General features: G+C 60.1%; 20 protein-coding genes, 1 tRNA gene and 1 pseudogene. 9 read left to right on the plus strand and 13 right to left on the minus strand.

Annotated features, from left to right (window positions below):
* The first annotated feature begins 100 nt into the window (after nucleotides 1–100).
* Nucleotides 101–1,801 (plus strand): ABC transporter ATP-binding protein, encoded by a 1,701-nt coding sequence (locus PAE61_RS11640; protein WP_271112550.1) that lies wholly within the window; start codon nucleotides 101–103, stop codon nucleotides 1,799–1,801.
* On the opposite strand, the gene PAE61_RS11645 is transcribed toward PAE61_RS11640, so the two are convergent.
* Genes PAE61_RS11645 through exbB form a run of 4 tightly spaced genes read right to left on the minus strand, consistent with a single transcriptional unit; the run spans nucleotide 1,780 to nucleotide 5,404 of the window.
* Nucleotides 1,780–2,817 carry a siderophore-interacting protein gene (locus tag PAE61_RS11645; protein ID WP_271112551.1) on the minus strand — a complete coding sequence of 346 codons (1,038 nt, stop codon included), beginning with the start codon at nucleotides 2,815–2,817 and terminating at the stop codon, nucleotides 1,780–1,782. The genes PAE61_RS11640 and PAE61_RS11645 overlap by 22 nt on opposite strands.
* 49 nt (nucleotides 2,818–2,866) lie before the next feature.
* The gene (locus tag PAE61_RS11650; RefSeq protein WP_271112552.1) at nucleotides 2,867–3,823 is read right to left on the minus strand and encodes a TonB C-terminal domain-containing protein; all 957 of its coding nucleotides are present in this window, start codon (nucleotides 3,821–3,823) and stop codon (nucleotides 2,867–2,869) included.
* Nucleotides 3,820–4,323: a TonB system transport protein ExbD gene (gene exbD, locus PAE61_RS11655; protein ID WP_271112553.1), complete on the minus strand. Its 504-nt coding sequence runs from the start codon at nucleotides 4,321–4,323 to the stop codon at nucleotides 3,820–3,822. The genes PAE61_RS11650 and exbD overlap by 4 nt, the downstream gene beginning before the upstream one ends.
* A 1-nt stretch (nucleotide 4,324) precedes the next feature.
* Nucleotides 4,325–5,404 (minus strand): tonB-system energizer ExbB, encoded by a 1,080-nt coding sequence (gene exbB, locus PAE61_RS11660; protein ID WP_271112554.1) that lies wholly within the window; start codon nucleotides 5,402–5,404, stop codon nucleotides 4,325–4,327.
* Between the two features lie 334 nt (nucleotides 5,405–5,738).
* Between exbB and PAE61_RS11665 the strand changes: the two genes are divergently transcribed.
* Genes PAE61_RS11665 through PAE61_RS11675 form a run of 3 tightly spaced genes read left to right on the plus strand, consistent with a single transcriptional unit; the run spans nucleotide 5,739 to nucleotide 10,525 of the window.
* Nucleotides 5,739–7,298, plus strand: coding sequence for an OpgD/OpgG family glucan biosynthesis protein (locus PAE61_RS11665; protein WP_271112555.1), 1,560 nt, complete (start codon nucleotides 5,739–5,741; stop codon nucleotides 7,296–7,298).
* A 51-nt stretch (nucleotides 7,299–7,349) separates the two neighbouring features.
* On the plus strand, nucleotides 7,350–9,404 hold the full coding sequence (gene mdoH / locus PAE61_RS11670; RefSeq protein WP_271112556.1) for a glucans biosynthesis glucosyltransferase MdoH: 2,055 nt from the start codon (nucleotides 7,350–7,352) through the stop codon (nucleotides 9,402–9,404).
* Nucleotides 9,401–10,525, plus strand: coding sequence for an OpgC domain-containing protein (locus tag PAE61_RS11675; protein WP_271112557.1), 1,125 nt, complete (start codon nucleotides 9,401–9,403; stop codon nucleotides 10,523–10,525). The genes mdoH and PAE61_RS11675 overlap by 4 nt, the downstream gene beginning before the upstream one ends.
* Nucleotides 10,526–10,552: 27 nt before the next feature.
* Here PAE61_RS11675 and PAE61_RS11680 read toward each other — a convergent pair whose 3' ends face one another.
* The gene (locus tag PAE61_RS11680; protein WP_271112558.1) at nucleotides 10,553–11,950 is read right to left on the minus strand and encodes a Vgb family protein; all 1,398 of its coding nucleotides are present in this window, start codon (nucleotides 11,948–11,950) and stop codon (nucleotides 10,553–10,555) included.
* A gap of 151 nt (nucleotides 11,951–12,101) precedes the next feature.
* Nucleotides 12,102–14,360: a FepA family TonB-dependent siderophore receptor gene (locus PAE61_RS11685; protein WP_271112559.1), complete on the minus strand. Its 2,259-nt coding sequence runs from the start codon at nucleotides 14,358–14,360 to the stop codon at nucleotides 12,102–12,104.
* Between the two features lie 383 nt (nucleotides 14,361–14,743).
* Between PAE61_RS11685 and PAE61_RS11690 the strand changes: the two genes are divergently transcribed.
* On the plus strand, nucleotides 14,744–15,817 hold the full coding sequence (locus tag PAE61_RS11690) for a DUF475 domain-containing protein (RefSeq protein WP_271112560.1): 1,074 nt from the start codon (nucleotides 14,744–14,746) through the stop codon (nucleotides 15,815–15,817).
* Nucleotides 15,818–15,884: 67 nt separating this feature from the next.
* Here PAE61_RS11690 and PAE61_RS11695 read toward each other — a convergent pair whose 3' ends face one another.
* Together PAE61_RS11695 and PAE61_RS11700 are read right to left on the minus strand one after the other, a co-directional pair.
* Nucleotides 15,885–16,730, minus strand: coding sequence for a dienelactone hydrolase family protein (locus PAE61_RS11695; protein ID WP_271112561.1), 846 nt, complete (start codon nucleotides 16,728–16,730; stop codon nucleotides 15,885–15,887).
* Nucleotides 16,727–18,379, minus strand: coding sequence for an alpha/beta hydrolase (locus PAE61_RS11700; RefSeq protein WP_271112562.1), 1,653 nt, complete (start codon nucleotides 18,377–18,379; stop codon nucleotides 16,727–16,729). The genes PAE61_RS11695 and PAE61_RS11700 overlap by 4 nt, the downstream gene beginning before the upstream one ends.
* Nucleotides 18,380–18,578: 199 nt before the next feature.
* On the opposite strand from PAE61_RS11700, the gene PAE61_RS11705 reads away from it, so the two are divergent.
* From PAE61_RS11705 to PAE61_RS11715, 3 genes are read left to right on the plus strand one after another with little or no spacing between them, the layout of a single operon-like run.
* Nucleotides 18,579–19,712, plus strand: coding sequence for an AI-2E family transporter (locus PAE61_RS11705; RefSeq protein WP_271112563.1), 1,134 nt, complete (start codon nucleotides 18,579–18,581; stop codon nucleotides 19,710–19,712).
* Complete coding sequence (locus tag PAE61_RS11710; protein WP_271112564.1) at nucleotides 19,709–20,227, plus strand: HdeD family acid-resistance protein; 519 nt, start codon at nucleotides 19,709–19,711, stop codon at nucleotides 20,225–20,227. The genes PAE61_RS11705 and PAE61_RS11710 overlap by 4 nt, the downstream gene beginning before the upstream one ends.
* Nucleotides 20,224–20,565 (plus strand): potassium channel family protein, encoded by a 342-nt coding sequence (locus PAE61_RS11715; protein WP_271112565.1) that lies wholly within the window; start codon nucleotides 20,224–20,226, stop codon nucleotides 20,563–20,565. Before PAE61_RS11710 ends, PAE61_RS11715 begins: the two co-directional genes overlap by 4 nt.
* 49 nt (nucleotides 20,566–20,614) lie before the next feature.
* On the opposite strand, the gene nudC is transcribed toward PAE61_RS11715, so the two are convergent.
* Together nudC and PAE61_RS11725 are read right to left on the minus strand one after the other, a co-directional pair.
* Complete coding sequence (gene nudC / locus PAE61_RS11720; RefSeq protein ID WP_271112566.1) at nucleotides 20,615–21,601, minus strand: NAD(+) diphosphatase; 987 nt, start codon at nucleotides 21,599–21,601, stop codon at nucleotides 20,615–20,617.
* A 143-nt stretch (nucleotides 21,602–21,744) separates the two neighbouring features.
* Nucleotides 21,745–22,502 (minus strand): IS5 family transposase gene (locus tag PAE61_RS11725; protein ID WP_271112567.1). Its coding sequence is split into 2 segments (ribosomal slippage): nucleotides 21,745–22,166 and nucleotides 22,166–22,502, totalling 759 coding nucleotides; the frame shifts between segments, so codons are not numbered across the junction.
* Between the two features lie 241 nt (nucleotides 22,503–22,743).
* Between PAE61_RS11725 and PAE61_RS11730 the strand changes: the two are divergent.
* Nucleotides 22,744–22,923, plus strand: a pseudogene (locus tag PAE61_RS11730) (IS3 family transposase); the annotation flags it as partial.
* 63 nt (nucleotides 22,924–22,986) lie between these two features.
* Here PAE61_RS11730 and PAE61_RS11735 read toward each other — a convergent pair.
* The 3 genes from PAE61_RS11735 to PAE61_RS11745 all read right to left on the minus strand — a co-directional run bounded on the left by PAE61_RS11735 (nucleotide 22,987) and on the right by PAE61_RS11745 (nucleotide 24,163).
* Nucleotides 22,987–23,063, minus strand: a tRNA-Pro gene (locus PAE61_RS11735).
* A gap of 40 nt (nucleotides 23,064–23,103) precedes the next feature.
* Nucleotides 23,104–23,664: a DUF192 domain-containing protein gene (locus PAE61_RS11740; RefSeq protein WP_271112568.1), complete on the minus strand. Its 561-nt coding sequence runs from the start codon at nucleotides 23,662–23,664 to the stop codon at nucleotides 23,104–23,106.
* Nucleotides 23,627–24,163: a cold-shock protein gene (locus PAE61_RS11745; RefSeq protein ID WP_271112569.1), complete on the minus strand. Its 537-nt coding sequence runs from the start codon at nucleotides 24,161–24,163 to the stop codon at nucleotides 23,627–23,629. The genes PAE61_RS11740 and PAE61_RS11745 overlap by 38 nt, the downstream gene beginning before the upstream one ends.
* Nucleotides 24,164–24,273 lie beyond the last annotated feature (110 nt).

Genomic DNA, 24,273 nt, shown 5'->3' on the forward strand with positions numbered 1-24,273 from the left:
TCACACATGGCTTATCCTCCAAGATCGAAAAACAGCGAAACCATGTCCCGCAAGCGGCCAGACCGTTCCCTTACCCGATGCCCGGCGATAAACAGCAACTATGCTTCGCGAGTTTTTTACATATTACCGCCCGCATCGTCGGCTTTTCTGGATCGATTTCGGCTGCGCGGTCCTTTCCGGCCTGCTTGAACTGGCCTTCCCGCTGGCAATCACGGGATTCATCGATCATCTGCTTCCGCGCGGCGACTGGGGCCTGACCCTGCTCGCAGCAGCCGGGTTGCTGGTTCTTTATGCCGTCAATGCCGGGTTGCTGATCATCGTGACCTATTGGGGCCATAAGCTTGGCATCAATATCGAGACCGAGATGCGCTCCCGTGCATTCGATCACCTGACACGGCTGTCATGGCGTTGGTATGACCGCGCCCGTACCGGAAAACTGGTTGCCCGAGTCACCCGTGATCTTGAGGAAATCGGAGAAGTCGCGCATCACGGCCCCGAGGACGCTTTCATCGCGGTGATGACCTTTATCGGCGCGTTCCTGATGATGTTCTGGATCAATCCGCAACTCGCGCTGATCGTCGCGCTGATCGTGCCCGCGATGGTGGCGATTCTGGTGGTGTTCGGCGGACGAATGACCCGGGCATGGCAGGCGATCTATTCCCGTGTCGGAGATTTCAACGTGCGGCTGGAAGAGGCGCTCGGCGGGGTTCGCGTGGTTCAGGCATTCGGCAATGAAGCGCATGAAAACCACCTTTTTGCCGGAGATAATGCCCGCTATCGCAGCGAAAAGATCGAGGCATACCGGATCATGGCGATCTCGAATGCGCTGCAATATATGGGCATGCGGCTGGTTCAGGTCGTAGTCATGGTGATCGGAGCAGCTTTCGTGCTGAAGGGCGATCTCACAACTGGTGGTTTTGTCGGATTTCTTCTGCTGGTCGGCGTGTTTTACCGCCCGCTGGAGAAGATCGCGGCCGTGCTTGAGACCTATCCACGCGGCATCGCAGGGTTCCGTCGCTATCAGGAACTGCTGGCGACCGAACCGGAAATCGCAGATTCCCCCGACGCATCGGAAGCCCCTGCCCTGCGCGGAGATATCCGGTTCGAGAATGTCGAGTTTTCCTATGCCGACAGCCGCAATGTGCTGACCGCGGTGGATCTGTCGATTTCAGCCGGCGAGACCGTCGCCTTTGTCGGCCCCTCAGGTGCGGGCAAGACCACGCTTCTGGCGCTTCTGCCAAGGTTTTACGAACCGAGCGGGGGCCGGATTGCGATTGACGGCATCGCCCTTCAGCAGATGACGCTGAATTCCCTGCGCCGACAGATCGGGCTGGTCAGTCAGGATGTCTATCTGTTCGGCGGTACTCTACGCGAAAATATCGCCTATGGCAGGCTGGGTGCCACGGATGCCGAGATCCTTGACGCCGCGCATCAGGCGCAGCTTTCACCGATGATCGCCGCCCTGCCCGAAGGTCTGGATACGATCGTCGGCGAGCGCGGTGTGATGCTGTCGGGCGGGCAGAAGCAGCGCGTGGCGATTGCCCGCGCATTTCTGAAGAACCCGCCGATCCTGATCCTCGATGAGGCGACCTCGGCGCTCGATACCGCCACTGAACGCGAGATACAGGCCGCGCTTGATCGCCTTGCCGTCGGGCGCACCACATTGATTATCGCGCATCGGCTGGGGACGATCCGGCATGCTGACCGCATCGTCGTGATGCAGGAGGGCAGGATTGTCGAAACCGGCACGGATGATGAGTTGCGTGCCCGGAATGGCGTCTATGCGACGCTGTCGAACTGACCCGCCGCAGCGTTCCAATAAGCGGCGAGATGCGTCCGATCCTTCGGCCAGCGGAGATTCACCGCCGCTTTCAGGGGCTGAAGCCGTGATCTTTCCGTCGCGATCCAGACACGATCCGCAGAGACCTCCCCCGCCTCCAGTCGCTGCGTCAGTTCCGTCTCTCCTGCCGGTGAATGTTCCAGTCTGAGACCGGGATGATCCGCAAAAGGATAATCGGCAGACGCGCCGAAAAGATGGCACACAATCAGCGTATCCTGTGCCTGCGCGGCGATGATCCGCGACAGTGCCGGATAGGCGGTTTCATCTCCGGCAATCAGAAGCCGTGCGGCAACGGGAATGCCGCCGCCTCCGGGACCCATCAGGCCAAGTTCGGCTCCGGTCGCCGCCTTGTCCGCAAAGCCGCAGATGCGACCGCCCTCATGCACGAAAATATCCGTTTCCATCCATCCTGCAACCGCATCGATGGCCGAGACGGTATAGGCCGGACGGTGAAGCTCCTGCGGCCAGACGGTCTGGCCCCGCGCGGAAAGATGCGGCCATTCCGTCTTATGCAGCGGATGGGGCGGGATCAGGCGGAAATGGATCATATCGCGGTCAAAACGATCCAGCCGCTCCCCTTCGATCCGCAATCGCTGGAAATGCGCACCGATCTTGCGAACCGACGCCACACGCGCAAGGCTGAAATTCGGCGGCGTCTGACCGGCCTGATCCGGGCCGGACCAAGCCAATGCCAGATCCGGTTCGGCCAGCAATTCCGCAGCATAGTAAGCCACTGTCTCTTTCAGGGAAAACAGCCATTCATTTGTCGCGGCCCGGACATAGGCCACGCTGAACGCACCGCTGCGCCGCGCCCCGATTTCTCCGTTCCCAAGCTTCAGCCAAGTCGAGCGGCCATGCCCGGAGTGAAGTTCCAGCCCGAATTCCTCGGCCTGACGGCGCAGAATCGTGTCGAGACGCCCGAACTCGACCTGTAACGGCGCTTCAGCCTGAAACGGGGGAAGCGGATCATGTCTCATGCAGTATCCTTTCCGGGCAGGCCGGGTTCAGCCCCCGCCAGCGGTATTTTCAGCGCAATGCGATAGAGATGGGCTGGACGAAAGACGCAGTCTGCCCGTTCGGCGGTGCCGGCATCCGGGGCAGACGCGCAGCCTGACGCGCAAGTGCGGCGTCTATCTGCGCATTCCCGGTTGAACTGACAAGCCTGCCAGAGGCGGAACCGTTCGCCGAAACCGTCACCGCCACCTGAATCGTCACGCTTCCGCCACCGCCGCCGCGAATACGGGTGCGTGACATATGGCGGGAAATCGCGGATCCGACGCGAGAACTCCAACTGGCCATCTGCTGCGGGGATGCAGCGGGATTTCCGGTCGTCTGGCGCTGACCGCCGCCACCTGCACCGCCCTGACGCCGCTGCGTCTGCTGCTGCGACTGTGCCGGAGCCTGACGCTGAGGGGCGGCCTGACGCTGTTGCGTGGGCTGCTGGCGCTGCGGCTCGGGTTGGCGTTGGGGTTCGGGCTGACGCTGCGGCTCACGACGGGGTTGCGGCTCGGGCTGCCGCCGCTCTGGCCGTGCTGTCGGACGTTCCGAGGTTTCAAGCAGCAATGCTGACTGCGGCAACAGCTCGGCAAAATCGTTGATCGGAGGCAGTTCCGTCATCGGCGGCGCTTCGAAATCCGGCGCGGGCAGCGGTTCAGGCACCAGATCGGCGAAATCCTCGACCGGGGGCAGTTCAGTCATTTCCGGCGGGGTGAAATCCGGCGCGGGGGGCGGGGCTTCTTCTTCCGCGACAGGCACCTCTTCCGCGAGCGCTTCCTCGGCGCCGGGCGCATCGTCTTCATTCGCCGGGCCCGGAGGCGGCTCCGGCATCACCATGTCGATAAAAACCGCCTCGGTCACGCCAAGCGCTTCGGCGCGTTGCGATGCCTGAATGAACCAGACGCCTGCCGCGACATGCGCCGCAAGCACCAGAAGACCGGCCCCGCCCCAGACAACCAGATCACGGGATGGACCGTCACCGGTCATTGCGCAGCCTCCTCCGCGGCAGGTGCAGAAGCGGTAACCGGCGCGGCTGCACCATCTGCCTGCGCGGCATCGGCAGCAGCGCCTGCGGTGTTCCCGTCCATGCCGACAAGCGCGATCTTGGTATAAGCCGCGTCGCGCATGCTGTTCATGACATCCATGACCTCGCCATAGCTGACCGATTTATCGGCACGCAGAAAGATCCGCGTTTCCCGGTCCCCATCGGTCCCCGCTTCCAGAGATTGCCGCAACTGGCCCGGCGGAACCGGCTCATTCCCAAGCGTCATCGTCAGATCGGACGAAACGGTCAGCCAGACCGGCTCATCCGGGCGCTCAGAGGCCGAACCGCGCGAGGTCGGCAGATCGACATTGATATCGACAGTCGCCAGCGGCGCTGCCACCATGAAGATGATCAGCAGCACCAGCATCACGTCAATGAAAGGCGTCACGTTGATTTCGTGATTTTCCTCCAGCGAGTCGCCTTCCTGCATCCGGCCTGCCATGTCAGATCCTCCGGGTTTCGGCGAAGTCTATGTCGCGGCTGACCAGACGTTCGATCCCCGCTGCGGCCTCGGAAAGACGCATGCGGTATCCGGTGATCATCCGCGCGAAGTAGTTATAGATCACCACCGCCGGAATAGCGGCAACCAGACCGAGAGCCGTCGCCAGCAACGCCTCGGCAATCCCCGGCGCAACCACGGCAAGATTCGTCGTCTGCGATTCCGAGATGCCGATAAAGCTGTTCATGATCCCCCATACCGTACCGAACAGGCCGACAAAGGGCGCGGTCGAGCCAATCGTCGCCAGCAGGCCCGTACCGCTTCCCGCCTGACGCCCGGCGAAGGAAACGATGCTGGACAGATAGGACGAAATCCGCTCTTTCAGCCCGTCAGTGCCCGAATTCGCCAAAGCGGGCGAGGATCGCCCGATCTCGATCGAGGCAGCACGCAGCATCCGGCTGGCCGGGTCACGGCGGCCTGCACTGGCGGCAACCGCAGAATCAAGATCACGCGCTCGGGCGATCAGATCGGCGCTGCGGCGTGCATTGCGGTTCGCGCCCCAGATCTCAAGCAGCTTCACCAGCAGGATGGTCCATGTCACGACCGAGGCGAATGCCAGCCCTATCATGACCGATTTGACCACAATATCGGCGGCCATGAACATGCCCCACGGGGACAGATCATGCGGCAGCGTGTTCTCGGCAGGAGCGAGTTCCGTCACAACAGAAGGAACCTCACCGACCGGCTCTGCCTCATCCGCCACCGTCGCGCTTGCGCCTGCCTGTGTATCTGTGTCCGCCGCAGCGGTCTCTGCCGCCCCTGTCGTCGGTTCACCAACACCCGCCGCTGGCTGCGCCGTATCTGTGGCAGGCTGCGCCGCATCGGATGCCGTTTCGGCGGCGCTTGGCGCCGGTTCCGCAGCGCCGGTCTGCGCAGTCGTGGCCGCCGGAGCGGTTTCGGCTTCTGCGGCTTCCGTACTGCTCTGATCGGGCTGCACGGATTGCGACCATGCCATGCCCGAGGCCCCCAGAGAAACTGCGACACACGCGGCCAGTGCGGTGCGGCGGATTAAGAATTGCGACATGAGGAACTCGCTTGGCTGTGTAAAATCGACCCGAATGGAGGGTTGCTGCGCATATTTCAAATCCGAGTATTACTGTCAACATACGTTGGAAAGATGCAAGAGTTTGCCATCCGATAGCTTTCCGAACGTCATCTGCAGGCAACACGCACAACCCTGAGCAGAGGCTCATTTCGGGAGGGGTGCGATATACGCGCGGCACTTGCGGAATGTGCACCCCGAAAGGCAAAAATGTGTGAAAATCCGCGCATTATGCCCCATACAAAACAGGGTTTCTTGCCGTTGCCCCGGCAATCACATAACAGTCGCATGTCAACTTCTACCCGGATCCTCACGCGTGAAACGTCGCAACTTTATTGGCACAATGACTGCCGCCGCCGCGCTCGGCACAGCCTCCCGGGGCTTCGCGCAAAACTCTCCTGATGCGGCAGAGGGTGAAACCTCATCCGAATCATCCGCACCGTTCGGTTTCGAAAGCGTTGCCTCCATCGCGGCAGGCGTCGCTTCGCGTGAATGGGAATCGCCGGCCCGCAAATTGTCCGGGCCGTTCGCGGATATCGACTATGATGCCTATCGCGCCATTCGCTTCCGCCGCGACGCCGATCCCTGGAAGGATATTCCCGGTTTCGGGCTGGACCTGCTGTCTCCGGGGATGATTTTCTACGAACCCGTGCGGATCAATATGGTCAATGAGGGCATCCCGCAGCCGATGCCCTTCGATCCCTCGGTATTCGACTTCGACCCGGCCTTTTTCCCGGCAGATGCGGCCGACGCCACGCCCGACGAAATGGGCTGGTCCGGATTCCGCATCCGCAACGCGCTGAACAAGCCCGATATTCTGGACGAACTCGCGGTATTTCAGGGCGCATCCTATTTCCGGGTACTTGGCCGGGGCAATCGCTATGGCCTGTCGGCCCGCGGCCTGGCCATTCGCACCGGAAGCGCCGAGGGCGAGGAGTTTCCGGTGTTCCGCGAATACTGGATCCATCAGCCCAATCAGGAAACCGGCTCCGTCACGATACAGGCATTGCTGGACAGCCGCTCGGTAGCCGGAGCCTATGAATTCGTGATCACACCCGGCACCGATTCTCTGGTGAAAACGCGCGTGGCGCTGTTCCCCCGCACCGATCTGGACCGCGTGGGGATCGCACCGCTGACCTCGATGTTCTGGTTCGGCCCCGCCGACGGAGGGATCTTCGACGATTACCGCCCCGCCGTGCATGACAGCGACGGATTGCAGATGATCACCGGCTCGGGTCAGCGTCTGTGGCGGGTGCTAAGTAATCCGGCGAAGCTTCAGATTTCGGCCTTTGTGGATCAGGACCCGCGCGGTTTCGGTCTGATCCAGCGGCCACGCGATTTCGTGGATTACGAGGATGCGGAAGCCAATTATGAGCTTCGCCCCTCCGCCTGGATCGAGCCGAAAGGCGATTGGGGTCGCGGAACGGTTTCGCTTATCGAAATTCCGGTCGACAGCGAGTTTCACGACAATATCGTCAGCTTCTGGCAGCCTTCCGACCCTCTCGAAGCAGGGACCCGCAGCGACTTCGCCTATACGCTCGGTTTCGGAGACCGGGTTGTCCCCGAAGCGACGCTGGCCAGGGTGGCCTCGACCCGGTCGGGGCTGTCGGTCAATCGCCCCGGGGTGAGCGGGTTCGTCATTGATTTCGATCTGGCACCGTTCACCGGGCGCGATGATCCCGCCGCTGTCGTCAATGCCGCACGTGGAAAGATCGAAAACGCCTATCTGCTGCGCCTGCCGGAACAAGGCCTGATGCGGCTGTCCTTCGAATATCTGCCCGAAGGTGCCGAGGTTGCCGATCTCAGCGCGGTTCTGGAAGGGTCCGAAGGCATGAACCTGTCGGAAACCTGGCTTTACAGATGGTCAGAGGGCTAGGTTTTGCCAGTTGATGCTGAAAATATCGCGGTCGCGCCAACGACCGCCAACATGCCTGCGGCCGTCCCGCCCGAGGCGCCTCTGGATATGCCGGTTCAGGATCTGAGCACCGTGCCCTCTGGCGGGCCGGGCTTTACCGCATCTGCGCCAGAGGTGCGCCTTGCACGATTGGTGGCCTTTGGCGGTACGGCTGTAATCACCGCCTTGGGTGCATGGCAGATGTGGGCGGCTTTCGGCGCGAATATTCAGATATTGCAGTATGTCCTGCTGTTTCTTTTTACCATCACCTTCGCCTGGATCGGCTTCAGCTTCTGCTCGATGCTGGCCGGGCTGAGCTGCCGTCAGCATGAGACACCCGCCGAAGATGGCGATGCCCGTATCGCGATCCTCATGCCGGTCTATCATGAGGACCCGGTGGACAGTATGGGTCTGCTGGCGGCTCTGGCCGGTCAGATCGAATCTGAGGGGCTGAGCGACCGGACCGAGATCTTCGTCCTGTCCGACAGCCGCTCTGCCGAGATTCTTGCCGCTGAAGCCCTGGCGGTGGCGGCCCTGCGCGAGCGCTCGCCGGTTCCGGTCTGGTATCGGAGGCGTACGGATAATACCGGGCGCAAATCGGGAAATATCGCCGAGTTCATCCGGCGATGGGGTGGCCGCTATGATCAGATGGTGGTTCTGGACGCGGACAGCGTGGTTTCCGGCGACGTGATCCGGCAAATGTCGGCGCGGATGTCGGCGGACCCTGCCTTGGCATTGATCCAGACCATTCCCATGCTGGTTCATGGCCAGACCATCTTTGCCCGCGTGATCCAGTTCGCCGGTCGTATCTACGGCCCCGCCATCGCGCGTGGTGTGGCGGCGTGGTCCGGCGATAACGGAAATTTCTGGGGCCATAACGCCATGATCCGGGTCAGCGCCTTCGCTGCCTGTTGCGGTCTGCCCGAACTGCCCGGAAAGGCCCCGTGGGGCGGCACGATCCTGTCGCACGATTTCGTGGAGGCTGCCTTGCTGAGACGCGCAGGATGGAAGGTCCGCCTCGACTGGGATCTGCGTGCAAGCTATGAGGGCTGCCCGCCGACCCTGCTTGATATGGCGGTCCGGGAACGGCGTTGGGCGCAAGGCAATCTTCAGCATCTCCGGGTCATCGGCGCACGCGGCTTTACCGCAATCAGCAAGGTGCATTTCGCCATCGGCATCATGGGGTTCCTGATGAGCCCGATCTGGCTGGCCCTGATCCTTGTCGGCCTGATCCTGACCGCCAATGTGATCCTGTCCAGCCCGGTTTATTTCCCGACGACCTATCAGCTTTTCCCCGACTGGCCGACATTCGATGCACGGCGGATGGTCTGGCTGCTGGCCGCCTCGGCGGCGTTGCTGCTGGTGCCCAAATTCATCGCAGTAGGCCGCGCCTGGCGGCGTCCTCTGGCAAGCGAGCGCGGGACCAGACCGCATATCCTGTTAAGCGCCGTGTTCGAGATCGTCATGTCGGCGCTGATCGCCCCCGTGCAGATGCTGATCCAGACGCGGCAGATCTCGGAAATCCTGATGGGCCGCAGCTCTGGCTGGGAAAGTCAGGTCCGCAAAGGCTCTATGCCGCCCTGGGGCGTGGTTCTGCGCCGACACTGGATGCATGTCGCCGCAGGATTGGTGACGACGATCGCCATCGCCTATCTGTCGCCTGCACAGCTTGTCTGGCTGTCTCCGATCCTTGCCGGGCTGATCCTTGCGCCGCTGACATCGCGCTGGACGGCTTCTCCGATCCTCGGACGATGGGCACGGGCGGCGGGGCTGCTGGTGACCCCGGAAGAACGCGAGATCCCTCCGGTCATGGCCGAGTCGGTCAATCAGTCGCGCTATCTGCGCGTACCTGCGGACGCCACCGCCGAGCTGGGCCGGAATGCACAGGCCCGCGCAGCCTATATGTCGCTGATCCCGCCACAGCCTGGCCGGCCCATTCCCGAGCGGCTATCGGCGATCTCGGCACAGGCGAAGATCGACGTAGCGAAAAACCAGTCGCAGGCACTGAGTTTCCTTGACCCCGACGAATGCGAGGCGTTACTGAACGACGCCCTGCTTATTGAACGATGGTCACGCCTGCCTGAATGAAACGGATCACTGCGCTTGACATGCTGCGCGGCTACGCGCTGGCCGCGATCATGATCGATCATATGCCGGGCGGGTTTCTGCGCGACTATACGCTGGCGAATTTCGCGGTGTTCGACGCGGCAGAACTTTTCGTGCTGCTGTCGGGCTTTCTGGTCGGGTTGGTCTGGGTCACGATAGAGAGCCGGGACGGTCGCCGGGCCGCTCAGTTACGCTTTCTGCGACGTGCGGCGCAGGTCTGGCTGGCACTGGTTGTCGGAGGCATCATGCTGGCGCTGCTGTCCCGACTGCTGTTCACGCTTGGCATGGAGCATACGGCTGTATGGTCGGAATATGCCCGCTGGGTCGTGGAACATCCTGTCGGCTATCTGGTCACACTTAGTACACTATGGATGCAGCCGAACCTGCTGGATGTACTTGCGCTCTATGTCGTCGTGCTGGCATTCGCGCCGCTGACCGTGCCGGTCCTTCTGCGCTATCCTTGGGTCTTCGCGATTGCCTCGGCAGGGCTGTGGGCGGTGTCGGTTCCGCTGAACCAGATGCTGCCGAACCACAGATCTTCCGGCGGGATGCTGTTCAACCCGTTTGCGTGGCAGGCCCTGTTTCATGCCGGTGTTGCGATGTGCGCATTCCGCCAGCAGATCATGCCGGTTCTGCGGCGTCACTCTACAGCGTTGACGATCATCTGTTCGGTGATCGTGATCTACAGCTTCGCACTGGCGCAGTTCTGGCGCTATGGACCCGAGTTGAAAGAGTTCTGGCGGATCATTCGTGAGCCGATCATGCCCATCGACAAATGGTCTCTGGATGGAATGCGCTTTACCGCGATACTTGCCGCAAGCTGGCTGGTCGCCGTCCCTCTGGCCCCGCTTTTCGCGTGGCTGGCGGGGACATGGCCGGGACGGGCCTTGGCGGTGATCGGACGGGGCGGGCTGGTTTCCTTCGTTGCCTGCGTCATGCTGTCGGTTCTGGGCGACGCGCTGATGACCTTGCCGGGCGGAGCGACTGACATGTTCCGCCTGTCGGTCGAAATCTGGACGCTTGGCGTCTTATGGCTGGTGGCCGAAATAGAAAAACGGCGCAGCCGCAACAGGCGGAGCGCCGTCAGACCGGCAGGGCAATAATCTTACCCTGCCCCTTCACGATGCCGATCAGTTCGGGTTGATGCGCATGATGCTGCCCGGGCCGTCCTCGCCATTCGACTTATTGACGGCATAGACATTGCCACGGCCATCGGCACGCAGTTGGTTCGGCTGATACCCGCCCTCCAGATTGGCGACCACCTCACCATCCGTATTGACGACGGTAATCGTACCCGATCCACGGTTCGACACGAATGCAAGACGCGATTCCGGCTCGAACGCGACGTTCAGCGCACCTGCGCCCACCTCGACATCATGCAGAACCTCGCCGGTTTCGGCGTTCAGGATCAGCAGGTTGTCGGTCTGCTGAGAGGCGACGAAAAGCAGGTTGTCCTGCGGATCATAGGCCGCACCGGAAGCAGAGCCCGCGCCGGGCAGCGGGAAGACCTTCACCTCGCCCGAGGCCAGATCGACCACAGCCGCCTGAGGCGAGGCAAGGCTGACCGTGACCAGCTTGCCACCCTCTGCGTCGATATCGAGGCTCATGACCGAGAATTCCGCGCCACGGCCCACCGGCTCGATCACGATCGGATCAAGCTCTTCCAGCGTTTCCGAGTTATAGACCTTGATCTCGTTGGTGAAGGTGGCGCTGACATAGGCGCGGTTATTCGCCTCGTCGAACACGGCATCGCGGGAATGTTCGACCAGACCCGGCTCGAATTGCTTGACCAGAGACAGGTCCGACGCCTTATAGACGGCAATCGTGTTCTGGCGGGTATTGCTCACCCAGATATTGCCGTTCTTGTCGTCCACACCGACGCCATACACAGCGAACACGCCGCCATCGCTGCCATCTTGGCGTGCAGGTGCCGCATCCGGCGTGACCTGAGCGATGATTTCCAGCGTATCGGCATCCAGCTTGCTGATCATCGAGTCGCTGACCGGCGGACGTCCGACAGCCGAGGTGACGAACACGGCATTTTCAGCCTCGCTGTAATCCACCTGATACAGGCCGCGGGCGACCTCGGCGGTGGCGATCTCGAAATTCTCTGCGCCGCTGATCGCGATCTCGGGCGAGACTTTCATGTTCACAACCGTTGCGGCGGCCGGATCCTCGGCGATCACGACGATTGGCTGAAGACCGGTCGCGGCCTCTTCATCCACTTGCAGCTCAAGGCTGAAATTGCCCTGCGGATCGACCGAGATCGGGCCGTCTGCGTTCAGCACATTCGTGCCACGCATCAGCGTGATCTGCTGACCGGGAACCAGACCTTCGCCTTCGATCACCGCCGGATTGCCCGGATAAAGCGCCGATGCGTCTCCAGCGGCCCCGGCACTGACGCGCCCGGTGAATTCGTCACTGCTGGGCGTGAAGATGGTTTGCGCCAGAAGCGGTGTCGCCCCAAGGCTCAGCGTCAGAGCCGTCGCTCCGGCAAGATATCTCAATCGGGCTGTGTGGATATTCATATCCTCGATCTCCTGAAAAAGCTGTGAGTGGCTTGTCGCGGGATCGGACTGGCTTTGACAGCGCAGATACAGCCGATCCCGCGGAGAAAAGTCAACCGCACGCCCTTCAAAAGGGCGTGCGGAAAGGTCGTTATCACTTGCTCCGAACCGCTTAGAAGGACTGGTTCAGAGACAGGTAGAACGCACGTCCCGGTTCGTTGAACGTGTTCGCACCGCTGCCCGAGTCGGTTCGCACAATCGTCTTGTCGAACAGGTTGCTGACACCGAGCGACATGTTTGCCGTATCGTTGATATCCCAGTTCATGCCCAGATTGACCAGAGTATAGGCATCACGATTGGTCGTATCGGTGAAGTCTTCATTGGTGGTCGAACTTACCGTAGCCGCCTCGATCTCGCCATAATGGGTGGCCGAGAGCGTGAAGGTCATCGCATCGGTGACGAACCAGTCCAGCGAGGCGTTGATCGTGTAATCCGGCACAAGGCTCAGCGGTTCGCCGTTATCCTGTTCGGATTTGATCATCTTGGTGAAGTTCGCGTTGAAGGCGAAATTCTGGCCCAGATCGGTCGAGAAGTTGCCTTCCAGACCCGAGATAACCGCGTTTTCCTGGTTCTCCCAGCGATACAGACGGTTGGTCGTGGCGCCTTCATTATACTGATAGAAGCCCGAACCGATGCGGTTGTCGTAATCGTTGTGGAAATAGGTCAGGCTGGCATTGACGTTGTTATACCCCTGATAAGCGACACCGATTTCCTTGTTGATGCTCTTTTCCGGCTCAAGATCCTGGTTACCCAGAACATAGCAGGGACCGCTGAGACGTTCGCCGTCTATAAACGGACAACCATTGCCGCGCGTGACATAGACGTAATTCGGGTTAAGCTGATACAGGTTCGGGGTCTTGAAGGCGCGGGCGATACCGACTTTCATCGACCATTCGTCGTTGAACTGATAGCTTGCGTTCAGGCTTGGCGACCAGTTCGACCCGAAATTGTCATTATAGTCGTAACGCAGCGCCGGAGTCAGCGTCAGCTTGTCATTCCACTCGATATTGGCTTCAGCATACAGCCCGACCGTATATTGATCGCTCTCGGGATCACGTTCGGTGCCATCGGCCTCCACGCCAACCTGTGAAGCAAGGCTTTCATCAAGGCCGCCACGGATCGACGATGCGTCATCCATGAACTCACCGCGATAATCCGCACCCAGAGTCGCACGGCCCGGACGGCTCATTACGTCAAACGGCATGATCCATTCGGTCTTGGCGCTGATATTGTCCAGCTCAATCGTGGTGAACGCGGTTGCATCGTTCTCACCATCGCCATCCGTATCGACGCAGTTGGTGATATTGTCCTCTACGCTTCCCGCCGTGCCGGAACACAGGCGAGAGTTGCGGGTGTTTTCCCATTGCAGATAGCTGTTCGATTCACCGAAATCATATTGACCGCGATGGGTAACAGCCAGAGTGCGGCGATACATGCGGTTGGTTTCCTCGCCGATCAGGTTGACGTCGTCACCAACGGTTTCCTGAATCGCGCCGTTACGCGAGTCACCCGCATATTCGTTGCCCTGCCGAGAAAAGCTGCCTTCAAAATCAATCGCGTGTTCAGCGTTGATATCCCAGGTCAGCAATGCGCCAAAGTCTTTGTTGGTCACACCTTCTGTACCTGCAAGCGTGCGTGTGCTTTCTTCGCCGCGGAACTCATACGGAACCTCGGGGTTCAGATCCGGCGCATCGCCCTCGGTTTCATTATAGTTGCCGAAGACGCGGAAGGTCAGGTTTTCGGCAATCGGCCCGGCCAGCATGAAGTTGGTCCGCTTGGTCTCACCTTCCTTGTTGTTCTCGGGGAATTCGAGATGGACACCCACCTGCCCCATGAACTCGGTCGGGCGCTTGGTGATGATGTTGACAACACCACCCGACGCACCCGAGCCATACCGCGCCGCTGCCGGGCCGCGAATGACTTCGATCCGCTCGATCAACTCAGCCGGAACCCAGTTCGAATCGCCGCGCGTGTCGCGCTCGCCGCCACGGCTCATCTTGACCGAGTTCCGCGACAGAACCGGCTTGCCGTCGATCAGGATCAGCGTGTTTTCCGGGCCCATGCCGCGAATATCGATCTGACGCTGGTTGCCGCGCTGCCCGGTCGCTGTCGCGCCGGTCAGGTTGACGCCCGGCATCTTGCGCACGATTTCCGAGATATCGTTCGTAACAGGCTGTTTTTCGATATCTTCTGCGGCGATGGTCGAGGCACCGAGCGCCTGTTTCACCTGCTCTTCCGCAGACAGAACGATCGTGTCCAGCACGATCGGCTGATCCGCCGTTCCGACCTCCTGCGCGACGGCAGGAAGCGCCGTGCTTGCCATCAGCAGGGCCATAGCAGCGGAACATGTAAATTTATTAGGCTGCGCCAACGCCAGTCCTCCTATTCGTATCATTATTTGTGGGACGCTGGCAGTATGGCTTGCGACATGCAGCAATCGCAGTGATGGCTGTTAACTTCGGTTAACGCGGCGGGGCGTGAAAGAAAAGAAACCGGGGTAAATAGCGCGGAATTAATATCCGATTTTTTTAGTCGGGTTGCAAAATCGACACAGCGATGTGTTCATTTCGTGAGGTCGGATTAGATGCTGCATCCGTTGCGGTCGGTCGTTGCAATCCGGCATGGCTCTGATTTAAATAACGCGCATCCGCGATTGCGGATGCAGCCTGTGGTGACCGGGCCCCTCTGGCGGATGTGGCGGCACATTCGTGATGTCGGCACTAAATCAATCATGAGCCGCATAGGGATGCTGTCATGCAATCCTCGTCTTCCGATATGCCCGCCAGGGGCATGTTTCAGTATTTCAAATGGGCCTTCATCGTCACCATTGCCGGGTTGATCCTGGGCGCTGTTCTGGGCTGGCAGATGACCGGCACGGTCGGCGGGATGCTGACCATTTTCTTCATCTGCGCCGTATTGGCGGTGCTGGAAATCTCGCTCTCCTTCGATAATGCCATCGTCAACGCCAACAAGCTGAAAGACATGACCCCGGTCTGGCAGCGCCGCTTTCTGACCTGGGGGATCATCATCGCGGTTTTCGGGATGCGGATCGTCTTTCCGCTGCTGATCGTGGTGATCGCCGCGAAGATCGGGCCGTGGCAGGCGATGGTTCTGGCGGCGACGAAACCCGCCGAATATGCCGCGATCATGCATGATGCGCATCTGCCCATCGCCGCATTCGGCGGTACGTTCCTGATGATGGTCGGGCTCAGTTTCTTCTTCGATCACGAAAAGGATGTGCACTGGGTCAAATGGCTGGAAGGCAAGATGCAGCGATACGCCACGATCCGCGGCATCGAAGTCGCCGTGGCGTTGGTGACCGTGTTGATTTTCTCGCGTTTCCTCGATCCGGTTGAGGCGGAAATCTTCTTCAAATCCGCGATATGGGGCCTGCTGACCTTCCTGCTGGTCGAGGTTCTGGGCGGACTTCTGGACAGCACTCAGGAAGCGATGGAGGCCGGCGCCAAAGGCGGTTTGGGCGCATTTCTGTATCTGGAGGTGCTGGATGCCTCGTTCAGCTTTGACGGGGTGATCGGGGCTTTTGCCCTGACACAGAACCTGTTCGTCATCGCCATCGGCCTGGGTATCGGCGCGATGTATGTGCGCTCGATGACCATCATGCTGGTCGAGAAAGGTACGCTGATGCAGTACCGCTATCTGGAGCATGGGGCGTTTTATGCGATCATCGCGCTGTCGCTGATCATGTTCCTGCAATCCCTGATCGAGATTCCCGAGGTCGTAACCGGGTTGGGCGGCGCGGGGCTGATCGGGCTGTCGCTCTGGTCCTCGATCCGCTGGAACAGGGTCTTCGGGACCGGCGCTGCGTAACCGTTGATCAGGCGTCCGCCCATGCCGGCGGACGCTTGTCCCCGGGCGGCAGCGTCGGCAGATGGTTCTACAGACCGTTCCGATCAAGAAACGCATTTACGGCCGATGTCGCACGGTCGCGCAATTCAGCGTTGAATTCGAGCACCGAGAACGCCGCCCGTTCCTGTTGCTCGAAACCGTGGCCTGCCTCTTCGTAATAAATCAGATCGATGGATGCGCCGAGCTTGCGCAGCTCTGCCGCCATTTCCTCGCAATCCGGGGCAAGGCGAAGCTCATCCTGCCCGGCAATGATCATCAGCATGGGCGGAGCATCGGACCAGTCGCCGCTGACCGCGCCGTTCAGCGCCCCGCAATAGGGATACAGCACGATCGCCGCCCCGACACGATCCAGCAGCCGTTTGGGCGGCGCGGGCCACTCGGAGAGACCCGGCGCGACCTCTCCCGTCAGCGTCTGAGCGATGAATTCCAGCACACTCCACCCGCCATGAGAGGCCCCCAGCAGGATCACATCATCGCGCTTGCTGGCGGCCATCGCCACGGCAAGATCACCCGCACGCTCGGCCCCGGTCAGCACCTGCCCCATACAAAGCAGCCGCCAGCTTTCCATCTGATCCAGATCGCGCGGCGTATGGCTGTCGAGGATCAGCCCCGGATGCCCGCGTTCCGCGAAGGTCCCGGCCCAATATTCCATATTATCGTGAACCCCGTCGCATCCGGACAGAAGTACCGCCCCGGCATCGCTGACCGGCCCCTCGGGAACCATACGCCAGCCGGGCGAAAGCATGGTCAGCCTGTCCTGCGGCGTATCGGTGACCGCCGCGATCCCTGCCCAGTTCCGCAGCGTGTTCACGCCGATCACCACAGGGATCAGCAGCAGAAAGGCAACGATCAGCCAGACCCTACGCCGCTTCAATTTTCGCAACCCTCTTGCTTGCCATTTCCGCAGCGCTGCTTGAGTCGCTCTGTATCCGCATCGGTCCAGCCTTCGGGCGCAGTCACGGCCTCCCACGCGCCGATATAGTCATGCGCGTAATAGGAATGGCCGTGCCCGCCCGGAACGCTCAGCGCGAATGCCATATCCAGCGCAAGCTGGAACTGGGTCACGACCGGCATGAAGCGCAGATCGGGAGAGACATCCTCGGCAGGAGGCTGGCGCATCCAGACAGGTGCCCGCCACAGCGAGCTTGGTTGATAAAACACGATCGGATCGCTTGAATATTGCAGGAACACCAGACGCATATCGCCCCAGCCATCCGGCCCACCTGCGGATTTCGTATGGCTGGCAAAGCGCACCAGCCGCCCGTCGCCCACCTCCGGCGCGACATAGGGCGTATCGGGATTGCGCGCCGCCATCGCCTCATTCCACCGCGCCGAGGGGAATGGAGGACCGGCCCAAAGCGCCCCGTCAATCGGGTCATCCAGCAGGATTTCCAGCGTGGTGCCGTACATCGACGCCCATGCACCGAGGCTGAGGCCGTGAATATACAGCCTTGGGCGGTCATCCTCTGGCAGGGTCCGCCAATAGCCGTGGACCGTCTCGATCAGTTCGCGGGCCTGCTCCAGCCCCGCATCCGTTTCGAAAATCAGCGCAAGCGGCGATTGCAGATAGGAATACTGCACCGCCACCGAGGCGATATCGCCGCCATGCATATATTCCAGCACATCGAAACTGCCCGGATCGAGCCAGCCCGTTCCTGTCGGCAGCGCCACGATCAGCACTTCCCGGTCGAACGCGCCGACGCGCTGCAACTCGGACAGGGCCATATCCGCCCTTTCCTTGGGCGTGTCCGCATTGGCCAGGCCGACATAGATCCGCAGAGGATTTTGGGCCTCTTCGCCGGTGAATTCTGCGATTGCAGCGGCATCCGGGCCACCATTGATGAAATTCCGGCCCGGTTGGCCCATCGCGCCCCAATCGACAGGCGACGCATTGCTGCCGGAACGCAAAGGATCTGAGGGCGGCGCCTGATCTGTGTCGAACAGTTTTTGAGCAACCGTATATGAGGAATCCGCAGCCCCGATCAGGCGATTCACCACCCCGTCACGGGTGACGATGAACAGCAGCAGCGCCACGATCAGCAGGCCGGAAATATTGGCCGTACGCTCGGGCATGAAGCGATACAGCCAGAGACGAACGCGGTTAAAGATGACCCGCACAAGACCGCCAAGCATCATCAGAAGCGTGAAAACCAGAAATGCCACGATGATCATCTGGACGATCCGCGCAGAGCTTACGAGCTCCATCCCCATCCGGTCGCGAATCGCGTTCTGCCATTCTCCGACCTTGGCAAGCGACAGGATCAGCGCGACCAGAACCGGAGCGCCGACCAGAAGATGACCGACGATAAAGGCCGGCCCCCTCAGCACCGGCAGATACATTTGCAGCCACAGCGTCAGCAGCAGGCGTCCCGCCATATAACCAAGAGCTGCGACAATTCCGCCCAGCAATCCCTGCATGAACCAGTCACGCGGAATCAGAGACGGCGTCAGGGAAGCGGAAAAGAACAGCAATCCCAGAAAAAGCGGCACAAGCGAAACGCCGAACGGTTTTTTCCAGTTCATCGCACCCTCTCAAACAGTGACATCCAGTCTCGGGCGGCACAGTATCCCCTGAACCGCCATCCGGCCAGAGCAGCGCGGCAAACAATCTGCCGCAACGCGGCGCTCTGGACCTGAGCGGGCGGCAATGCCATCCTGACATTAATTTTTATGATGTCCTCTCACACGCCGGAGATCCGGCCCGTATCAGACAAGAAGTCATATGCTGGATAAATCCGACCCCGTCAGAGGCCTGTTCGCCGTCGTATTGTCCCTGCTTCTTGTGACTCTGGCCGGGCGGCTGATGATCGTCGGCAAGTCCTTCCTGCTGCCCATCGTGATCGCACTGATATCGGTCTATGTGCTGACGGCAGCCAGCGATGCTTTGCGGCGATTGCCGGTGACGAGGCGATTACCGAACTGGGCGCTGCGCATTTTCGTGCTGGCGGGATTTCTGATCGTCACGATCTGGTTCGGCAGCGTGATGGTTTCAACCGCCGGTGAGGTCAGCGTGCGCCTGCCCGGATATCAGGAGAATATCGAGCGCCTTTATGCCGAGCTGACCGCGCTGATCGGGATCGAGGCGGGACCGGATCTGCGGCAGTTCTTCGAGGGTCTGCGCGAGGCCATCCCCATAAGACAGATCGCGGGCACCTTGCTGGGGTCGATCAGTTCGGCGGCGGGGCTTCTGTTCATGATCGTGGTCTACGCCACCTTTCTGATGTCCGAGCGTAACGGCTTCGCCCACAAGATCACCGTCGCCCTGCCCGGACGCCGTGCAGAACGGGCGGGCCGCATCATTGCCAATATCAATAATGCCATCAGCGAATATATCGCGGTGAAAACGCTGGTGAATGTCATTCTCGGCGCGTTGTCCTTCGTGGCGATGTGGGCCATCGGCATTGATTTCGCGCTGTTCTGGGCGATCCTGATCGCATTGCTGAACTATATCCCCTATGTCGGCTCGATGCTGGGCGTGTTCTTTCCGGTCGTGCTGTCGATGGCCCAGTTCGGCTCGGTCGAGAAAACGCTTGTGATCCTGGCACTTCTGGCCTTCGCCCAGATGTGGGTCGGTAATGTGCTGGAACCACGCATGGTCGGACGAAGGGTCAACATGTCGCCCTTTGTCGTATTGGTGGCGCTGGCATTATGGTCGTCGGTCTGGGGTCTTGCGGGCGCGGTGCTTGCGATTCCTCTGACCTCGATCATCGCCATCATCATGGCAAGCTTCGAATCGACGCGCCCCTTCGCAGTCCTGATTGCCGAGGATGTCACACCTTTCGAACCCCAGGATCAGCCCAATATATACGGCTCTGGAAAGCCTGAAACCGTAATTCTGCAAAAGGAAAACCAATGACTTCATGGCTCCCGATGATGGCCGCCGGACTTGCCGCGCTGATTGGCGGCGTTCTGGCGCTGATCAACCCCGTCGCTGCCGCCGTTACCACGGTCAGGCTTGTCTCCTGGGTGATGCTGATCGTAGCGCTTCTGCAAGGCTGGGCGGCCTACAGATCGGATGGCAAAGGGGCGCAGATCCGCGCCGCCGCCATCGCCGCTGCCGCGTTTTTCCTGTCGATGGTCATCATGTTCGGAAACCCCGCCGAAAGCGGGATCATCCGCATTCTCGTCGGTCTGTGTCTGGTCGGCTCGGGCGCGGCGAAGCTTTATGCGGCACGGGTGATGAAGGGGACGGACAAATTTCCGCTGATGGCGGGAACGGGCGTGGTTTCGCTGATCCTCGGTCTGGTCGTCTGGTTCGGGCTGAGCCTGAATTTCGGCAGCCTGCTGGGACTTGAGCTGCTCGCCAGCGGCCTTGGACTGGTCTTGCTGGCGATGTACCGCCGGAAAACTGCCGGACATACCCAGCCATGACCCCGATGCGCGATCTCACAGCGGGCATCAGTGCCGCCTTTGCCTCTCGGCGTGTCCAGAGGCTGCTGGCCCTGACAGCATTGCTGATCACGATCGCCTCGGTGTTTTATGCTCTGGTCGAGGGGTGGCGCTGGATCGACGCGGTGTATTTTTCGGTCATCGCAATTTCCACGGTCGGTTTCGGCGATTTCGCGCCGCAAACCGACCTCGGCAAGATCTTCACAATTATTTACGTACTGCTTGGCTTGGGAATGTTCGTGGCTACCGCCACGGCAATCGGCGACAGCATCATGTCGCGGGCAGAGAATGCGGATGGGCGCTCTGAGGAAGAAAGCTGAGTGGTTGGACGATGATACGCTCTTCACTTGAGGGCTTGTCGGTACGTCTTCACCCTACTCTGGCTGAGGCGGAACTGCCGACCCCCGCGACGACGCCATCGACCCAGCTGCGCAATATCACCCGCGCCACCGCTCCGGGTCTGGCCAGAGTAATATCCGGATGGTCATTTGACAGCGCCCGCTCAACCTCGGACCTGCTGACCCATATCGCATCTTCAAGCTCTGCCGGATCGCGTTCGATCCGTGTCGTAACAGCCCGACCCGTACATCCGATCATAAGAGACGCAGGAAACGGCCAGGGTTGAGAGGTGACATACCGAACCTCATCGACCTCAATTCCCGCTTCCTCCATGACCTCACGCCGAACCGCCTCTTCAACCGTTTCGCCCGGTTCGATGAATCCCGCCAGAAGTGAGTACATCCTTTCGGGCCAAAGCGGCGAACGTCCCAATAGCACCCTGTCGTGATCGAGTACCAGCATGATGACAACGGGATCGGTACGCGGGAAATGCTGACGCCCGCAGCCGGGACACTCCATCCGCCAGCCCGAATGCACGAGCCGGTTGCGATGACCGCAATTGGCGCAGAACCCATGCGTCCGCCGCCATTCGAAAACACCTTTTGCAGCAGCGGCAATCCCGGCATCGCGATGATCGATCTCTCCCATGATACTGCGCAGATCAATGAATTTGCGCGTTTCCGAGAGGGCCAGAGTACGCCTGTCAACGAACTCTGCCGGCTGCTGATCAGGCGGCGCGATATGCGATACGTCTGTTGCGAAATGCGCACGACCCGCATCGTCCAACCCCATGAATACGGAGTCCCCACAGGAATCCGCCACCAGCGGATCATCGGTCGAAAGCCAGACCAGTCTCGGCCCTTCCTGTGTCAGTTCAAAGAGTGGCTTGCCCCACCAGAACGGCAGAGCGAGGCTGCCCTTGTGAAACCGGATGTGCATCGCCTCATCATCCGCGCGAAGCCTGTCAGCGCGATCAAGAAAGCTGCCTGCAAATGACACTTCGGATTCAGGTATCATCGGCGAAACCTGCAACGAGCAGACAGCGCGGACAAGTGAGAACTCTGCCGGAAGCTTCCTGATTTTCGCTTGCCAAGGATATTTGCTTTCATATGGCAGATTATGAATTCTGATCTATAGCTAGGGTCAGGACTCGTTCTCGATCATAACCAGAAGATGACGGTCGCGGCGAGCAGGATTGCAGAGAAGAAGGTCTCGGGGCAACGGTCGTATCGGGTGGCGACGCGCCTCCAATCCTTGAGTCGGCCGAACATGATTTCGATGCGGTTGCGGCGTTTGTAGCGCCGCTTGTCGTATTTGACGGGTTTCTTGCGCGACTTCCGACCCGGGATGCAAACCTTTATCCCCTTGTTTTTCAAGGCATCTCTGAACCAGTCGGCATCATAGCCCCGATCGGCCAGCAGCCAATCCGCCTCCGGCAGGCTGTTCAGAAGTGCCGCTGCCCCGGTGTAATCACTGACTTGTCCGGCGGACATGAAGAACCCTATCGGGCGGCCCTTCGCGTCGGTGACGGCGTGCAGTTTCGTGTTCATGCCGCCTTTCGTTCGCCCGATCTGGCGCCCGCGCCCCCTTTTTTGATCCGCAGGCTCGAGGCCGTGCGGTGCGCTTTCAGATAGGCCGCGTCGATCATGATCGTATTGTGTTCGGCGCTCTCGGCGGCGAGGCCCACCATGATCCGGGCGAAGGTCCCGTTCTCGCTCCAGCGCTTCCAGCGGTTGTAGAGCGTCTTGGCGGGGCCGTAGTCCGTCGGCGCGTCGCACCATCGCAAGCCATTACGATTGATGAATATTATGCCGCTCAGCACACGCCGGTCGTCAACGCGTGGCTTGCCGTGAGATTTCGGGAAATAGGGTTTCAGACGCTCCATCTGCGCGTCAGTCAGCCAGAAAAGGTTGCTCATAAATCAGGTCTCCTTGCAGAGCCTGAATCACGCAAACAGCCCGAAATCAATGGGTCTGGAGCCTAGTTCACGCTCACCGGAATGCAAATTCGACTGATAAGCTTGCAAAGATCAAAACTCTGCGCCTCACATCAACATTTTTCTGCCGCTGGAGATTGTGCCGTTGATTTTACTTTTAATTCAGGATTCTCCCACACCATCCTTGTTCCTGGATTCCATAATCCTCGTTCTGCCCAAAGTGTCTGACGTCATCCACCGTCGCGGCCCGTGGCGCAGTTTCGAAGCGGTCAAATATTCCACTCCGGAATGGGTTGGCTGGTTCAACAACCGCCGTCTGTTGGAGCCCATCGGAAGCATCCCGCCCGCCGAAGCCGAGACAAACTTCTACGCCGCTCTGGAACTTGAAGCCATGGCCGCATAACTAAAACAAACAAGCCTCCGGCAAACCCGGCGTGGTTCAATGTGGCTGACACAAAATTAAAAATGGTCGGAGTGGAGGGATTCGAACCCCCGACATCCTGGTCCCAAACCAGGCGCGCTACCAGACTGCGCTACACTCCGACCGGGTGCTTCTAGCGCGGCTTTTGCCGCAGGGAAAGCCCTATTGGCACGGTTGCGCCGCCTGAGACTGGTCCAGCCTTGGGTGAGCCATCGCGATGCCCGGTTTCAGACCCATGCGCTGCGCTTCGCCGCCCGCCACCTCAAGGACCATCAGCCGTTCGGGATCGGGGTCGCCGGGCGCGGCACCGGGTATGGGCGTCAAGTCCATCGGGATTGCGTTGGGATGGACATGCCGAATCGTGCCGGTTTCATCCATGAAAACAATATCCAGCGGGATCAGTGTGTTCTTCATCCAGAACGAGGTTTCCCGCGGCTGCTCGAAAATGAACAACATCCCGGAATCCTCGGCGAGAGATTCGCGATTCATCAATCCCTGCGCCCGCTCAGCATTGTTATCGGCAATCTCGACATTCACGGAAAGGTCGATTTCAGGAAAAACAGCAAGATCGGGACTGCACACGGGCTGCGCAACCGCCGGCATAACGCTCAGCAGGGTTGTCACGCACGCAAATGTTGTCAGTAGTTTTGCCCTCAGAACCATCACTATCACCCGCTCGCTGCGTTTACTCGTCCTGATTATTGCCTTTTTCCCACGGCGCAATCTGAGCCGCCATCAGCCCGCGACGCCCATCGACAACGCGCAGGGCAATCGCCTCACCCACAGCCAGATCCGACAGGCCCGAGTGACGTAAAACCTCACAATGCAGAAAGACATCGCCGGGCTCGCCGAACAGGTTGGCAAAGCCGAAGCCCTTGGTTTTATCGAACCATTTCACCCTTGCGGCAAGGAATGGCAGCGAGGCCAGTACTTCCGGCGGCGTGTCGGCCAGATCGCTGATCGGCGGTGCTCCGTCGCTTTCGGGAGGCTCGATATCCAGGATTTTGACCGCCTGCAGCCCGCGATCTGTCGGCTGAACGAGAACACGCACACGCGACCGGTCGGCAACCGAACCCTGGCCAAAATTCCTCAGGACATTTGCGTGCAACAAGATATCAGGCCCGTCTTCGTCACTGAGAATGAACCCGAATCCGCGAGCGGGATCGAACCATTTGATCGAACCGCTTATCTCAGTAACTGTACTATGTTCCGTAATCGTCATCTTACCGCTTCATTAACGTCACCCGTCTGGTGACCCCGATACTGACAACTAGCACCTTCACATATGATTACCACTACGTCCTGATGAAAACACATCACTTGACGTAACGT

It is taken from the genome of Paracoccus aerodenitrificans, assembly GCF_027913215.1.
GTDB lineage: Bacteria > Pseudomonadota > Alphaproteobacteria > Rhodobacterales > Rhodobacteraceae > Paracoccus > Paracoccus aerodenitrificans.

Bases quoted from the DNA above. Each gene is read 5' to 3' on its own strand.
- mdoH (WP_271112556.1), top strand. From the start codon at position 7,350: ATGCCTGCGGCCGTCCCGCCCGAGGCGCCTCTGGATATGCCGGTTCAG.
- exbD (WP_271112553.1), bottom strand. From the start codon at position 4,323: ATGGCAGGCCGGATGCAGGAAGGCGACTCGCTGGAGGAAAATCACGAA.
- PAE61_RS11650 (WP_271112552.1), bottom strand. From the start codon at position 3,823: ATGACCGGTGACGGTCCATCCCGTGATCTGGTTGTCTGGGGCGGGGCC.
- PAE61_RS11645 (WP_271112551.1), bottom strand. From the start codon at position 2,817: ATGAGACATGATCCGCTTCCCCCGTTTCAGGCTGAAGCGCCGTTACAG.
- PAE61_RS11705 (WP_271112563.1), top strand. From the start codon at position 18,579: ATGCTGGATAAATCCGACCCCGTCAGAGGCCTGTTCGCCGTCGTATTG.
- PAE61_RS11690 (WP_271112560.1), top strand. From the start codon at position 14,744: ATGCAATCCTCGTCTTCCGATATGCCCGCCAGGGGCATGTTTCAGTAT.
- PAE61_RS11640 (WP_271112550.1), top strand. From the start codon at position 101: ATGCTTCGCGAGTTTTTTACATATTACCGCCCGCATCGTCGGCTTTTC.
- PAE61_RS11700 (WP_271112562.1), bottom strand. From the start codon at position 18,379: ATGAACTGGAAAAAACCGTTCGGCGTTTCGCTTGTGCCGCTTTTTCTG.
- exbB (WP_271112554.1), bottom strand. From the start codon at position 5,404: ATGTCGCAATTCTTAATCCGCCGCACCGCACTGGCCGCGTGTGTCGCA.
- PAE61_RS11675 (WP_271112557.1), top strand. From the start codon at position 9,401: ATGAAACGGATCACTGCGCTTGACATGCTGCGCGGCTACGCGCTGGCC.
- PAE61_RS11745 (WP_271112569.1), bottom strand. From the start codon at position 24,163: ATGACGATTACGGAACATAGTACAGTTACTGAGATAAGCGGTTCGATC.
- PAE61_RS11715 (WP_271112565.1), top strand. From the start codon at position 20,224: ATGACCCCGATGCGCGATCTCACAGCGGGCATCAGTGCCGCCTTTGCC.
- nudC (WP_271112566.1), bottom strand. From the start codon at position 21,601: ATGATACCTGAATCCGAAGTGTCATTTGCAGGCAGCTTTCTTGATCGC.
- PAE61_RS11710 (WP_271112564.1), top strand. From the start codon at position 19,709: ATGACTTCATGGCTCCCGATGATGGCCGCCGGACTTGCCGCGCTGATT.
- PAE61_RS11680 (WP_271112558.1), bottom strand. From the start codon at position 11,950: ATGAATATCCACACAGCCCGATTGAGATATCTTGCCGGAGCGACGGCT.